We start from the raw sequence: 15404 nt of genomic DNA on the forward strand, positions 1-15404 counted from the left end.
GCCATATTGTCTCAAATTAATTAAACATTACATCATTAATGGGCTGAATTATTTAAAAACTGTGTTGTTTACTTATTTTTTCCTTAATATAGTAATCAATCTATAAATTGTACGCCCAGGGGTAAATCGTATTTGCGATAAATCTCCGATAAGCGGGTTAGCCTTATGCCATGCTCGTTCGATATCGCATCCTTGAAATATTTGGGCTATTTTTGCCATGCTATTAACGCGTGTAGGAGAATGATATGACGAAAAAGACATCTTCACCGTTTAAATATAGTAACAATGATGTTGAAATTATATCGATACGTAAATTATTTAAAGGCTTTTTTGCCTTAATGGAGTATCGATTCCGCCATCGCTTATTTGCCGGAGGCTGGAGTGAGGAAATAACGCGCGAAGTTTTTGAACGTGGCAATGCTGCCGTCGTGTTGCCTTACGATCCTATTCGTGATCAAGTGGTGTTGATTGAACAAATCCGAATACCGGCGATAGAAACGAGCGAAACGCCATGGTTATTGGAAGCGGTCGCAGGCATGATAGAGCCGGGAGAGGAAATTGAGCATGTGGTGCGCCGAGAAGCGGAAGAAGAAGCTGGCTTAACCATAAAGCGTTGTGAGAAAATGCTCAGTTATCTTTCTAGCCCGGGCGGAACAACAGAACGAATGTACGTGTATGCCGGTGAAGTAGACAGTTCCACCGCCAACGGGATCCATGGGTTAGCCAGTGAAAATGAAGATATTCGGGTTCATGTGGTAACGCGTGAGCAGGCATATAGTTGGGTTGAACAAGGATTAATTGATAACGCAGCAACTGTTATCGCGTTGCAATGGTTAGAGATAAATCAGCAAAAACTCAGAAAAAAATGGCTGGAATAGCTATATAAGATCCTTATTCTAAGGAATTGTGTGCCATTTAGCAGATATCGTCTGACAGTTAACGATAGAATAGCGTGAAATTTTTAAGGGAAAGGGATACTTTTGGACAGCCTGCTTAGATTGACTGCAAAAAATGAGAAGGCAGTCAGGATATTACAAATAACTGATACACATTTATTTGCTGATACTGAAAATACATTGTTGGGCGTTAATACTCATGATAGTTACCATGCGGTGCTTGATGCAATTCAAGCGCAAGGACTTGAGATTGATCTTATTGTCGCTACCGGCGATCTAGTTCAAGATCAATCTATCGGCGCGTATCACCGTTTTGCCGCAGGTATTGCACGTATTCCCGCACCTTGTGTGTGGTTACCGGGCAATCATGATTATCAACCTGCAATGTTTGACTCATTGAAAGCCGCCGGTATTTCATCAGCAAAACAAATTGTTATTGGTAATGAATGGCAAGTCTTGATGTTGGATAGCCAGATTCAAGATGTCCCTCATGGCGAGCTGTCAGACTATCAATTGGAGTGGATGAAAGCGTGCTTAGATAATAATTCTGAGCGCAGTACTATTATCATGCTGCACCATCATCCCTTGCCTTCAGGCTGTACTTGGCTAGACCAACACAGTTTACGCAATTCCCATATTCTTGCAGATTATCTTAAAGGCTATCATCAAGTTAAAGCCATGCTTTGCGGCCATATTCATCAAGAAATGGACGAAGATTGGCACGGTATTCGTTTATTAGCGACGCCCTCGACCAGTGTACAATTTAAGCCGCATTGTACTAATTTTATGTTAGATACCGCTGCACCAGGCTGGCGTTATTTAGAATTATTAATTGATGAGCAGGGGCGAAAACAGGTCAAAACTGAGGTTTATCGGCTTTCATCCAGAGATTTTTGCCCGAATTTGGATTCGGACGGCTACTAATGGCAACATTGATTTACATCCACGGTTTTAATAGTTCATCAAAGTCAGCGAAGGCTAATTTGCTGAAAACTTGGGTTAATGAACATTATCCACAGATTAATTTGTTAATCCCTCAATTACCAAATTACCCTACGCCTGCGGCTGAATTGCTTGAGGATTTAGTGGCTGAGCATGCGGGAGAGCCGCTTGGTCTGGTTGGTTCTTCGCTAGGCGGCTATTTTGCTCTCTGGTTGTCCCAACGTTTTTCGCTGCCTGCTGTGGTGGTGAATCCCGCGGTTCGCCCTTTTGATTTGCTGCAAAATTATTTAGGCGAAAATACCAATCCTTATACCAACGAACACTATATACTTGAACCAAATCATATAGATGATTTGAAAGCATTGCATATAGAAACGTTAACATCGCCTGATCTTATCTGGCTTTTACAGCAGACGGGAGATGAAGTACTGGATTATCGACAAGCAGTGACCTATCTTATGAAAAGCAAACAGACGATAGAATCTGGCGGCAATCATGCTTTTGTCGGCTTTGAATATTACTTCCCTCAAATTATTCACTTTTTAGGTTTGGCTGAGTTCGAGTAAATTAATGCCAAAACCTATTAACACTGTTATTATCAACAGTAATTCACTGATTGACCAGTTCAATCGATCACTCATTACCGCAGAATGACAACATGACTCAATCTAGTTATAACGCAGAGGCCATCGAAGTCCTTAGTGGTCTCGAGCCGGTTCGCCGCCGTCCTGGTATGTATACAGATACCAGCCGTCCGAATCACCTTGCACAAGAAGTAATTGATAACAGTGTAGATGAAGCTTTGGCGGGGCACGCCAAACATATTCAAGTCATCTTATACGCTGATCAATCACTTGAAGTGATTGATGACGGTCGTGGTATGCCCGTAGATATTCACCCTGAAATGAAAGTTACAGCGGTGGAGCTTATTATGTGCCAATTGCATGCCGGCGGAAAATTCTCTAATAAAAATTACCAATTTTCAGGCGGCCTGCACGGTGTCGGTATCTCGGTCGTCAATGCGTTATCTAAACGTACTGAAGTCACCGTGCGCCGCGATAGTCAGGTGTACCAAATTGCCTTTGAAAATGGTGATAAAGTCGAAGATTTACATGTCATCGGCAGTTGTGGAAAACGTAACACAGGCACCAGCGTGCATTTTTGGCCTGATGAAAGCTATTTTGATAGCCCGCGTTTTTCTGTTTCTCGCTTGACGCATAATTTAAAAGCTAAAGCTGTGTTGTGCCCCGGCGTTAAAATCACGTTTAAAGACCAAATTAATAATACTGAGCAAACGTGGTGTTATAGCGATGGGTTAACTGATTATTTAATGGAATCAGTTGATGGATTTATAACGCTGCCAGAACAAGCATTTACTGGAAACTTTCAGGCAGAAACTGAAGCCGTTGAATGGGCCCTGTTGTGGTTACCTGAAGGCGGAGACTTATTGACTGAAAGCTACGTTAACTTAATTCCGACACCGCAGGGTGGAACGCATGTCAATGGACTGCGTCAGGGATTATTGGATGCGATGCGTGAATTCTGTGAATTCCGTAATATCTTACCGCGCGGTGTGAAATTATCAGCCGAAGATATTTGGGATCGCTGTGCGTATGTTTTATCGGTCAAAATGCAGGATCCTCAATTTGCCGGTCAAACCAAAGAACGTTTATCTTCACGTCAATGCGCTTCATTGGTATCTGGAGTGGTCAAAGATGCCTTTAGCTTATGGCTCAACCAGAATGTACAAGCGGCTGAACAATTAGCCGAATTAGCCATTTCTAGTGCTCAGCGCCGTATGCGTGCAGCAAAAAAAGTGGTTAGAAAAAAATTAACTAGTGGCCCAGCGCTACCGGGAAAATTAGCCGATTGTTCTTCTCAAGATCTCAGCATGACCGAATTATTTTTGGTTGAAGGTGACTCCGCAGGGGGATCAGCCAAGCAAGCGCGTGATCGAGAATATCAAGCTATCATGCCGCTGCGCGGTAAGATATTGAATACTTGGGAAGTATCTTCAGATGAAGTATTAGCTTCTCAAGAGGTTCATGATATTTCTGTAGCTATTGGGATGGATCCTGACAGTGAAGATTTGAGCCAATTACGTTACGGTAAAATTTGTATTCTCGCCGATGCGGATTCCGATGGCTTACATATCGCCACATTATTATGCGCGTTGTTTGTGCGTCACTTTGCTTCTTTAGTCAAAGCTGGACATGTTTATATGGCGATGCCACCTCTTTATCGTATTGATTTAGGTAAAGAAACTCACTATGCCTTAGACGAAAGTGAAAAGAATGCCATTCTTGATCGTCTACAGCGTAAAAAAGGCAAACCGAACGTTCAACGTTTTAAAGGGTTAGGGGAAATGAATCCTCTGCAATTGCGTGAAACCACACTCGATCCGAATACTCGTCGATTGGTACAATTGACCATAAACGATGATAATTATAAAGACACCATGGCGATGATGGATATGCTATTGGCGAAAAAACGTTCTGAAGATCGTCGTAATTGGTTGCAGGAAAAAGGCGATAAGGCCGAAATCGAACTATAATTCACCGGAAAAAGCCCAAAGAATGAGTAAGGAAAGTATTCAATGAGTGAAGTAACTCATGATGGTGTAGAGCGTCTACCCCTCTATACCTTTACCGAAAGCGCCTATTTGAACTATTCGATGTATGTCATCATGGATAGGGCGCTACCTTTTATCGGGGATGGTTTAAAACCCGTTCAACGACGCATTGTATATGCGATGTCTGAACTCGGATTAAGCAATTCAGCAAAATATAAAAAATCTGCCCGTACAGTAGGTGATGTGCTGGGTAAATATCATCCGCACGGCGATAGCGCATGTTATGAAGCTATGGTGTTGATGGCACAGCCTTTTTCCTATCGTTATCCATTAGTTGATGGTCAAGGAAACTGGGGGGCACCGGATGATCCAAAATCATTTGCGGCGATGCGTTATACCGAATCACGTTTATCGCGCTACTCAGAAACCTTATTAAGTGAACTGGGCAACGGGACTGTAGATTGGGTTCCAAATTTTGATGGAACCTTAAAAGAGCCGAAAATGCTGCCGGCTCGTTTACCGAATATTTTACTTAACGGCACAACAGGTATTGCCGTCGGGATGGCGACAGATATTCCTCCGCATAATGCCCGTGAAGTGGCGAATGCAGTGATTGCGTTAATTGATCATCCTGAGCTGACTCTGGATGAGGTGATGGAGTATATCCCTGGACCTGATTTTCCGACAGAAGCCGAGATTATCTCTGCCAGCCATGATATTCGTAAAATCTATCAAACCGGTCGCGGTTCCGTGCGTATGCGCGCGATTTGGGAAAAAGAAGATGGAAATGCAGTGATTACTGCGTTACCTCATCAAGTTTCTGGCGCTAAAGTATTAGAACAAATCGCCAGCCAAATGCGTAATAAAAAATTGCCCATGGTTGAAGATTTACGCGATGAATCTAACCATGAAAATCCAACTCGCTTAGTGATTGTTCCACGCAGTAATCGCGTGGATTTAGAACAGGTAATGACCCATCTGTTCGCCACGACCGATTTAGAAAGAAGCTATCGGGTTAATTTAAATATGATTGGCCTAGATAATCGCCCAGCGGTTAAAGGCTTGGTTGAAATTTTATCTGAATGGTTAGTTTATCGTCGTAAAACAGTACGTAATCGACTGAATCATCGTTTAGAAAAAGTACTAAAACGCTTACATATTCTGGAAGGATTGTTAATTGCTTACCTCAATATTGATGAGGTTATTGATATTATTCGTACAGAAGATGAACCTAAAGCTATTTTAATGTCTCGTTTCGGGATTTCTGAAATGCAGGCTGAATCTATTCTGGAGCTAAAATTACGCCATTTAGCTAAACTAGAAGAGATGAAAATTCGTGGTGAGCAGGATGAATTAGCTAAAGAGCGCGATAAACTGCAAGCTATTCTGGGCTCAGAACGTCGTTTAAACAGTTTACTGAAAAAAGAAATTCAGGCCGATGCAGAAAGTTATGGTGATAATCGTCGTTCACCGCTGAATGAACGCAGTGAAGCGAAAGCCATGAGTGAGCACGATATTTTACCCTCTGAGCCTATCACTGTGGTGTTATCTGAGATGGGATGGGTACGTAGCGCCAAAGGGCATGATATTGACCCGACCAATCTTAATTATAAATCGGGAGATAGCTTCCGAAGTGCGGCGCGTGGTAAAACTAATCAGGCGGTGGTTTTTTTAGATACCACTGGACGCAGCTATTCTTTAGATCCTTTGGAGTTGCCTTCTGCGCGTAGTCAGGGAGAGCCTCTCACCGGTAAACTAACCTTACCGCCAGGCGCTTCAATTGAACAGGTATTAATGGCGCCAGAGCAGCAAAAATACTTATTAGCCTCTGATGCCGGTTATGGTTTTATTTGTACGTTTAATGATTTAGTCACCAAAAATAAAACCGGTAAAGCGTTAATTAATTTGCCTGAGAATGCAAAAATTATTTCTCCAATAGAAATTGAAAATGAACAACAGCAATTGTTATTAGCCATAACTAAAGCTGGGCGGATGCTGGTATTCCCAGTTTCTGATTTACCTCAATTATCGAAAGGTAAAGGTAATAAAATTATCAATATCCCGGGCGCACAAGCTGCCGCCGGGGAAGATCTGTTGGTGTGGTTATTATTGCTATCACCAGAGTCATCAATTACGTTATTCTTTGGAAAACGTAAATTGAAACTTAAACCAGAAGATTTGCAGAAATATCGTGCCGAGCGTGGACGTAAAGGAACCTCTTTACCGCGAGGGCTGCATAGTATTGAACGTATTGAAGTGGAATCAGCAGATAGTAGCGCCGAGTAAATTTTATTTATTCGCTATTATTTAAGTTGTCGTACGGTTAAGAATAATGGGGCAGGCTGCCCCACTATATTTAGAGGTTATTATGTTAGCTATTATTCGTGCCATTATTGTCATTATATATACAATATTGGTGTGTGTTCTTGGGGGGATATATTGCTTATTTAGCCCGCGTAACCCTAAACATGTGATGACCTTTGGCCATTTATTTGGTCGATTATCCGGGGTGTTTGGTATTAAGCTAATTAAGCGGATCCCACAGCAAGCCAAAAATTATCCTCCGAGTATTTATCTTGGTAATCACCAAAATAATTATGATATGGTCACTATCTCTAATGGGGTTCAGCCGCGTACAGTAACTGTCGGCAAAAAAAGTTTAATTTTCGTGCCTTTCTTTGGTTTCTTATATTGGATAACCGGTAACATATTGATTGATCGCGGTAATCGTTCTAAAGCCCACAATACGATTTCTCAGGTTGCTGAACAAATAAAGCAGCGAAAAATTTCTGTTTGGATGTTCCCAGAGGGCACGCGTAGTCGTGGCCGAGGATTATTACCGTTTAAAACAGGAGCCTTCCATGCGGCTATCTCTGCTGGTGTACCTATTGTTCCGGTCTGTGCTTCTAGTACCGAAGGGCGAGTAAAATTAAATCGCTGGAATAACGGCACGGTTATTATTGAAATGCTTGACCCGATTGATACCAGCAAATATACCCGTGATCAGGTTCGTGAATTAGCTCAGCATTGCCATGATTTAATGGATGCTAAAATTAAACAATTAAATAAAGAAGTCGAATTGTTAGATAGTAAAAAGTAAGGCAGTAAAAACAGCTATCTTATTTTTATTTCTTATTTTGATTATCATTTCTCTTTTCTTATTATGAAGTAAGGTAATCTACTTAATGAGGGGAAAGAGAAATGACGTTAGCTCAATGTAATAATTTAATTATTGTTTTGTAGATCCCTGCTTGTATGTTTTTGCATTCCTATATTAATTTTATTCAGATATTTTTAGATGTTAGACTATTTTCGCGCTAATATGGCGCATTATGTAAACTAGCATTAATGTCGTTAGATATAATGGCTGTTATTTAGCTAATAAAAACTGTTTACCCGTTATATCCACCATAGTTCCAGTTACAGAAGTGTTTACTATAACAATTTGGGCATATTCAACAGTCAGCTTACTTAGTAATTAAAAAATCTAAAGCGGAGTTAGTTGAAATGACGTTGTTTACTGTTTTTCTGTCGCTCGACTTATTAAAGATATATATATTATAAAAGCGTTGGGATTATTATTTCTGCGGAGAAAATATGTCATTTAGTATGCGCCCATTTCCATTCCTTAAAATTTCAGGTTTGGCTTTATGTCTTGCTTCGATAGCATTTAGCGCGAGTGCAGATACAAACGGTACTAATTTACTGCCCGTCCCGCCATTACTCGAGTCTCGTAGTGGCCAGCCGTTATTCTTAACTTTACAGAAGATCCATTGGTCTTTTGATGGTAAATCACGCGCCAATATTTGGGGCGTAAATGGCTCATATCCTGGGCCAACGGTTAGAGTCAAAAATGGCGATGATATTAAATTAATTTACAGTAATCGTTTACCAGAAGCAGTCTCTATGACGGTTAGTGGATTACAAGTTCCCGGCACTCAGATTGGTGGTGCTGCACGTTTGATTTCCCCTGGAGCAGATTGGTCCCCTGTGATCCCTATTCGTCAGCCTGCGGCTACACTTTGGTACCATGCGAATACCGAAGGTAAAATGGGGTCTCAGGTTTATAATGGCTTAGTGGGAATGTGGATTATTGACGATGATTCAACTAAAAATTTAAGGTTGCCAAAGCATTATGGTGTCGATGATTTTCCTGTAATTATTCAAGATAAACGACTCGATAATTTTGGAACGCCTGAATATCAATCCTCTGAAAATGGTTTTGTTGGCGATACTTTATTAGTTAATGGCGTACAAGACCCTTATATTGAAGTATCGCGAGGCTGGATCCGCTTACGATTATTAAATGCATCGAATTCACGTCGTTATATCATGAATATTAGCGATGGCCGACCGTTTTATCTTATCGCCTCAGATCAAGGATTATTGACAGCACCAGTACAGGTACAATCTTTGCCGCTTGCCCCTGGAGAGCGTAAAGAGATCCTCATTGATATGGCGAAAACAGAAGAAGTCTCGATTACCGCAGGTGAACCTGCGGGGTTTATGGAGAGAATGAAAGGGCTGTTTGAACCTTCATCATTACTGGTTTCAACCAATATATTGACCATCCGCGCAACTGGATTAATGTCTTTGGTGACCGATGATGTACCAGCTCGATTAGTTGATGATAATACTCAAATCACCACTTCTATTCGTAACCGAGAAATTCGTTTAGATGATCCAGCAGGAATCAATGGTGCTACCAGAGATGTGAAGCGTATAGATTTAACCACAGAGCAGGGTAGCTGGGAGCGCTGGGCAGTTAATAGTGAAGTAGCTCAGCCATTCCATATTGAAGGTGCCCGATTTAAAGTGATTAATCATAATGGGCAACCGGTATCTGCCGATGATTTTGGATGGAAAGACACCGTTTGGGTAGAAGGGCGTACTGAGTTATTGGTCGAAATGCTGCAGCCATCGTTTAATCATTTTCCTTTCTTATTCTATAGTCAAAATTTGGAAAAAGCCGATCTTGGTAGTGTTGGGCAAATGGTTATTAATCCCCAAAATCCATAATTAGATGTTATTCAGCCATCAATAGAGGCTTGGTGGCTGAATAATTAATTAGAATAATTTATGTTTTGTTGATCGCTAGTAACTTGATTAGCTTAAGCTAAAAGAGTCGATTCAGCAGTAAATTATGGATAAATCCAGTCTAACTGCCAAGTTTACACCTATTTTCTCTTCTCATTAATCTAAATATAATCAGTAGAAAACATTAAATTAGTAATAATTTACATTCAAATAATAAAGCCATCGGTAACTTTTTGCTATCATCGTGATAAATTTTTATTTTTGTATATAAAATTATAAAAAATAATCTATGTTTAAATTAATAAAAATTATTAATAATATTTTTATCTCAGTGCTAATGGATTAATTTTTATCTATTATGTGTTATTAAGAATCTAACAGACTGATTTTAATTAGATAATGTCGATGCGAATAGTCTTTAATCAGGATAAATGTTATCAGAGTTGCTATCAGGAATAAAAATTAAGAGAAAAATAGTCATCTGGGAAATTAGCTAAAAAATAGATTACGTTGTATAAGTGTTTACCCGTACATTATTTGTCATCTTTTTTGGTTATAACAGATTAAATAGATTTTTCATGATAAGAAAAAAGTATATTTAAGTTCAGTATTTATGGAATGAAAAATAAGCCATCAAAAAAATAGATCAGATAAACATGATTCTATCTACTTATTTAAATAGAGTGACTATTGCTTTAAAGAATAATCAAGGTGACAGTATAACCATAAACTAGTTATTTGTATTTATGGAAGCATAAATTTAGTCGACGCAGGTTTTTGCTTTACGTATAGTAGCGTGAAAATTTTATATTATTAGCCTTCTTATTTAGCTTTAAGGTGTCCCAATGAATATTAGCCTAATTGCAGCAATGGCGATAGATCAGGTTATAGGTATGGAAAAAGTCATGCCATGGAATCTACCCGGCGATTTAGCTTGGTTTAAAAAGAATACGTTGAATAAACCAGTGATTATGGGGCGCGTGACTTATGAGTCAATAGGGCGTCCATTACCTCAACGTGTCAATATTGTATTGAGTAGTCAGCCCGGAACGGATGATCAGGTTATATGGGTTAAATCCGTTGAAGAGGCATTAGCCGCGGCTGGTGAGGTTGATGAGGTGATGGTGATTGGTGGTGGTAAAATCTACCAACAGTTTCTTCCTATGGCGACTCGCTTGTATTTAACCCATGTCGATGCTGAAGTGATTGGGGATACGCATTTCCCTGATTATGAGCCGGATGAATGGGATTCTGAATACACCGAATATCATGATGCAGATGAATTAAATTCCCACGGTTATTGTTTTGAAATATTAAATAAAAGAATTTAATCTCAGTGTGAAATATCGGAGTTAACAACTCCGATTTTTTAATGAAAACGACTTTAATTTATAAAAATTTACATATTTATTAATATTAATCCTATGTTAATAATATAAAATATGAAAATTTTAATCTTATATATTAACTTAATTTAGTTAAGTTATAATATGATAAAATAATATATCTATATTATAAGTGAAATATAAATAATTATAAGTATAAAAAATCCCAATTAAGGGACTTTTTACACGGTTATTTTTTTAAGCGAATAATGATTGTTATCTCAATAATAGCTTTAATCCTGCGCGCGTTTTATGTGAGAAGCTTGATGATAAAACGTTTTTTCTTCCCAATGAAATAGGGTTAATGGCCCACCCCAGCAACATCCCGTATCCAATGCGTAAACATTGTTAGCAGTAACTTTCCCTTCTAATGAAGCCCAATGACCAAAGAAAACGCTATACTTACTTGGCAACCTGCTGGGTAATTCGAACCAAGGCTTCAAAGGTGAAGGTGCATTTTCTGGACTGTCTTTGCAGAGCATGTCGAGTTGCCCACTCGGGAAACAGTAACGCATACGGGTTAATGCATTGGTACTAAAGCGTAATCGTGATAAGCCAGTTAAGTCGGGAGACCAGTTATTAGGCATATCACCATACATTGAATCAATAAATAGCGGGTACGCATCACTGGATAAAACCGATTCAACTTCTCTAGCACACATACGTGCAGTAGCTAAATCCCACTGTGGGGTGATCCCCGCGTGCGCCATGATAATCTGCTTTTCTTCATCAATTTGCAGTAAAGGTTGACGCCGAAGCCAATTAATTAATTCATCAGCATCTGGCGCATCGAGAAGGGGAGTCAAGTTGTCTTTGGGCTTATTACGGCTAATTTTGCAATAGATCCCCAATAAATGAAGATCATGATTGCCGAGCACAATGCGCACAGAATCGCCTAGCCCTTTGACATAACGTAAAACATCTAACGACCCAGCGCCACGGGCAACAAGATCACCGGTTAGCCACAAAGTATCCTTTTTAGGGCAAAAATTAACTTGCTCGAGTAACGCGCGTAATTCATGGTAACAGCCATGAACATCACCAATGAGATATGTAGACATAATTAATTGATCAATGTGGGGACAGCTAAACGAAAAACCGGAATATCGACGAAAAAGCTATCACCGTGATGGTCAATCATCGTGTAATGCCCTTCCATCGTACCTAGCGGCGTCTCTAAGACTACGCCGCTGGTATAATGATATTCGGTCCCAGGATAGATAGTCGGTTGCTCACCGACAACACCTTCACCCTGAACTTCCGTTGTATGCCCATCACTATTTGTAATAAGCCAGTAGCGTGTTAGTAGCTTGACTGGCTTGCGGCCTAGATTGCGAATCGACATGGTATAAGCAAAAACATATCGAGACGCATCAGGTTCGGATTGACTTTCTATATAGACACTTTGGACTTGTATGCTGATACAGGGTTGATTAAGCATAGTGCCTCCTCAAGCATATTATTGATCTGGGTGCTCACAGAGATAGTTAGCCATCTTACAATATGCCTCAACAGAAATATTTTCAGCGCGTGTTCCGGGGTCAATTCCCAGTTCAATCAGTTTCTCAACGCTAAAGATATCCCCCAAACTATTACGTACTGTCTTACGACGTTGGTTAAAGGCTTGGGTAGTAATACGGCTAAGAACTTTAATATTTTTTACCGGATAAGGGTTTACCTTATGCGGAATTAAGCGTACCACAGCAGAATCTACTTTAGGCGCCGGCGTAAAGGAGCCTGGGGGGACTTCAAGTACAGGAACAACTTGGCAGTAATATTGTGCCATGACACTTAAACGGCCAAAGGCTTTGCTGCCGGGGCCTGCAACTAATCGATTCACAACTTCTTTTTGCAGCATAAAATTCATGTCTGAAATAGCATCTGTAAAGGTGAATAGATGAAACATCAGTGGCGTTGAAATATTATACGGCAAGTTACCGAAAACTCGCAGCGGTTGTCCCGCTTGTTTGGCTAATTCCGAAAAATCAACAGTCATTGCATCTTGCTGAATGATGCTAAGTTTATCTTTTAATATCGGATGAGTATGTAAACGAGCCGCCAAATCACGGTCGAGCTCAATGACGGTCATTTTATCCAGCCGTTTAGCGACTGGTTCAGTTAATGCACCTAATCCGGGACCGATTTCAACAACGGCTTGACCGACTTTAGGGGCTAAAGCATCAACGATGCTATCGATAATAAATTGATCGGTTAAAAAGTTCTGCCCGAAACGTTTGCGGGCGAAATGCCCCTGATGGACTCTATTATTCATTGCTGTTATATGTCATTTGAATGGCTAACTTTAATGCGGTGATAAAACTTCCCACATCTGCATGGCCCGTACCTGCTAGCTCAAGAGCTGTTCCGTGATCGACGGAAGTACGGATAAACGGCAAACCTAGCGTGATATTCACCGCTCTACCGAATCCTTGGTATTTTAACACAGGCAAGCCTTGATCGTGATACATTGCTAAAATTGCATCTGCATGTTCTAAGTATTTAGGTTGGAACAGTGTATCGGCGGGGAGTGGCCCGATTAACTTGATGCCTTCACTTCTTAAACTATCAAGGGCGGGAATGATGGTATCAATCTCTTCCATGCCCATATGGCCGCCTTCTCCCGCGTGAGGATTTAATCCACAGACATAAATCACTGGCGAAGAAATACCAAATTTAGTATGTAAATCGTGGTGGAGGATATTAATAACCTCGCGCAAGCTTGTATAAGTAATAGCGCCAGCCACCTCCTTTAACGGCAGGTGAGTTGTCGCTAAAGCGACGCGTAATTCTTCTGTTGCCAACATCATAACAACACGATGACAATGGCTGCGCTCAGCAAAAAATTCAGTGTGACCACTAAAAGACATACCCGCATCGTTAATAATGCCTTTATGTACAGGGCCTGTAACTAACGCTGCAAACTCACCATTTAGACAGCCATCGCAGGCTTTTGCCAGTGTTTCGGTAACATATGATCCGTTTTTTACGTTCAGCTGTCCTGCAATCACTGGCGTCGCAAGCGGTACAGGCAAAATAGATAAACTCCCGGCCGGTTGTGCTTCATGCGGAGCATTTGGCGAATAAGCTTTTAGTGTCAACGGTAGGTTAAGTTGCTTCGCGCGAGCTACCAACAATTCAGGATCGGCACAGGCGACTAATTCGACAGGCCAAAATTGTTGAGCAAGCTGGATAAGCAAGTCAGGGCCAACCCCGGCTGGCTCGCCGGGGGTGATAACGATGGGTTTATTTTGATTGTGTATCATTTGATTGCGCATCACTGCCATCTAATACTTTCACATAAGCGGCTGCGCGTTGTTCTTGCATCCAGCTTTGTGCTTCTTCGTTAAATTTACGATTAAACAGTAAGCGATAAGCTTGATCTTTCTGTGCGACATCTGTTTTATCGACGCTGCGCGTATCTTCCAGTTGGATTAAATGCCAGCCAAATGAAGAACGAATAGGTTGACTGAGTTCGCCTTTATTTAAACGCATCAATGCATCACGAAATGCGGGATCAAATACATCTGGCATATTCCAGCCGAGTTCACCGCCTTTTAATGCGCTGCCTGGGTCATCTGAATATTCGCGAGCGGCGTCTTCAAAAGTGATTTTTCCACTGCGGATGTCTTGAGTAATTTGCTGTAATTTTTGTCTTGCCTCTTCATCGTTCATGATAGGTGAAGATTTAAGCAAAATATGACGGGCTTTAGCTTCAGTGACTGAAATTGTATTGTTACCGCCACGCATATCGTTTAAGCGCAGAATATGATAACCAACACCGGAACGAATTGGTCCAATAATATCACCTTTTTTAGAATGTTTTATTTGCTCAGCAAATACAACAGGCAACTCTTGTAGGCGAGACCACCCCATGTTTCCGCCTTTTAATGCTTGTGGATCAGCAGAGTAGGTGATGGCTAATTTACCAAAATCTCCACCTTTTTGCAGTTGGGTTAGAATTTTTTTAACCGTAGCTTCAGCTTGTTCTAATTGTGCTTGGGTCGGATTTTCCGGCAAAGGGATTAATATGTGGCTAAGGTTAACATCGGCTTCATTATCTGTTTGAGCGCTGATTTGTTGTGCTAATGAATCAACTTCTTGCGGCAGCACAGTAATACGACGACGAACTTCGTTATTACGCACTTCAGCGATTAGCATCTCTTTACGGATTTCAGCGCGATATTGCGCCATATCAATACCATCAGCGACTAAGCGTTTTTGCATTTGATCGACAGTAATTCCATTTTGCTGTGCGATATCTTTGATGGTGGCATTGACGGCTTCTTCCGGAATATTAATCTGCATTTGGTTAGCCATTTGCAATAAAATATTATCCATGATTAAGCGCTCAAGGATTTGGTGATGCAATGAAGCCTCATCAGGAATTTGCTGACCCGCATTACGTGCATTCAATTTCACTGTATTCAACATGTTATTGACGTCACTTTCCAGCACAACACCATTATTCACTACAGCGGCGACTTTATCCATTTGCTGCGGTGCTGATAATGCCGTAGTACTGGCAAACATCAAGCCGAGAATAAGTGTTCTCCAATTCTTCATAGGTGTCCT

At 40.7% G+C, this 15404-nt stretch carries 13 protein-coding genes; 8 read left to right on the forward strand and 5 right to left on the reverse strand.

Features of this window, described 5'->3' with window-relative positions; all coding sequences use genetic code 11:
* Positions 1 to 245 precede the first annotated feature (245 nt).
* The 8 genes from nudF to folA all read left to right on the forward strand — a co-directional run bounded on the left by nudF (position 246) and on the right by folA (position 10778).
* Positions 246 to 878 (forward strand): ADP-ribose diphosphatase, encoded by a 633-nt coding sequence (nudF, locus tag MNY66_RS02450; RefSeq protein WP_047255168.1) that lies wholly within the window; start codon positions 246 to 248, stop codon positions 876 to 878.
* A 102-nt stretch (positions 879 to 980) separates the two neighbouring features.
* Complete coding sequence (cpdA, locus tag MNY66_RS02455) at positions 981 to 1820, forward strand: 3',5'-cyclic-AMP phosphodiesterase (protein WP_241501356.1); 840 nt, start codon at positions 981 to 983, stop codon at positions 1818 to 1820.
* Entirely contained in the window at positions 1820 to 2404 is a 585-nt protein-coding gene (gene yqiA, locus MNY66_RS02460) for an esterase YqiA (protein WP_053906933.1), read from the forward strand. Before cpdA ends, yqiA begins: the two co-directional genes overlap by 1 nt.
* A 92-nt stretch (positions 2405 to 2496) precedes the next feature.
* The gene (gene parE, locus MNY66_RS02465) at positions 2497 to 4392 is read left to right on the forward strand and encodes a DNA topoisomerase IV subunit B (protein WP_241501357.1); all 1896 of its coding nucleotides are present in this window, start codon (positions 2497 to 2499) and stop codon (positions 4390 to 4392) included.
* A 42-nt stretch (positions 4393 to 4434) separates the two neighbouring features.
* Positions 4435 to 6696, forward strand: a complete 2262-nt coding sequence (gene parC / locus MNY66_RS02470) for a DNA topoisomerase IV subunit A (protein WP_047255164.1) — start codon at positions 4435 to 4437, stop codon at positions 6694 to 6696.
* Between the two features lie 82 nt (positions 6697 to 6778).
* Positions 6779 to 7510: a 1-acylglycerol-3-phosphate O-acyltransferase gene (locus MNY66_RS02475; RefSeq protein WP_047255261.1), complete on the forward strand. Its 732-nt coding sequence runs from the start codon at positions 6779 to 6781 to the stop codon at positions 7508 to 7510.
* Between the two features lie 497 nt (positions 7511 to 8007).
* Positions 8008 to 9429 carry a cell division protein FtsP gene (gene ftsP / locus MNY66_RS02480; protein ID WP_241501358.1) on the forward strand — a complete coding sequence of 474 codons (1422 nt, stop codon included), beginning with the start codon at positions 8008 to 8010 and terminating at the stop codon, positions 9427 to 9429.
* A gap of 863 nt (positions 9430 to 10292) precedes the next feature.
* Positions 10293 to 10778 (forward strand): type 3 dihydrofolate reductase, encoded by a 486-nt coding sequence (gene folA / locus MNY66_RS02485; RefSeq protein ID WP_047255162.1) that lies wholly within the window; start codon positions 10293 to 10295, stop codon positions 10776 to 10778.
* A 287-nt stretch (positions 10779 to 11065) separates the two neighbouring features.
* On the opposite strand, the gene apaH is transcribed toward folA, so the two are convergent.
* Genes apaH through surA form a run of 5 tightly spaced genes read right to left on the reverse strand, consistent with a single transcriptional unit; the run spans position 11066 to position 15395 of the window.
* Positions 11066 to 11893, reverse strand: a complete 828-nt coding sequence (gene apaH, locus MNY66_RS02490; protein WP_241501359.1) for a bis(5'-nucleosyl)-tetraphosphatase (symmetrical) ApaH — start codon at positions 11891 to 11893, stop codon at positions 11066 to 11068.
* A 2-nt stretch (positions 11894 to 11895) separates the two neighbouring features.
* Entirely contained in the window at positions 11896 to 12273 is a 378-nt protein-coding gene (gene apaG / locus MNY66_RS02495; protein ID WP_047255160.1) for a Co2+/Mg2+ efflux protein ApaG, read from the reverse strand.
* Positions 12274 to 12291: 18 nt separating this feature from the next.
* A complete protein-coding gene (gene rsmA, locus MNY66_RS02500; protein ID WP_047255159.1) occupies positions 12292 to 13104 on the reverse strand; it encodes a 16S rRNA (adenine(1518)-N(6)/adenine(1519)-N(6))-dimethyltransferase RsmA in 813 nt (270 codons plus the stop codon).
* Complete coding sequence (gene pdxA / locus MNY66_RS02505) at positions 13097 to 14095, reverse strand: 4-hydroxythreonine-4-phosphate dehydrogenase PdxA (RefSeq protein WP_241501360.1); 999 nt, start codon at positions 14093 to 14095, stop codon at positions 13097 to 13099. The genes rsmA and pdxA overlap by 8 nt, the downstream gene beginning before the upstream one ends.
* Complete coding sequence (gene surA / locus MNY66_RS02510; protein ID WP_047255158.1) at positions 14076 to 15395, reverse strand: peptidylprolyl isomerase SurA; 1320 nt, start codon at positions 15393 to 15395, stop codon at positions 14076 to 14078. The genes pdxA and surA overlap by 20 nt, the downstream gene beginning before the upstream one ends.
* Positions 15396 to 15404: the final 9 nt, after the last annotated feature.

Source organism: Moellerella wisconsensis, assembly GCF_022592395.1.
In the GTDB taxonomy this organism is placed as follows: domain Bacteria; phylum Pseudomonadota; class Gammaproteobacteria; order Enterobacterales; family Enterobacteriaceae; genus Moellerella; species Moellerella wisconsensis.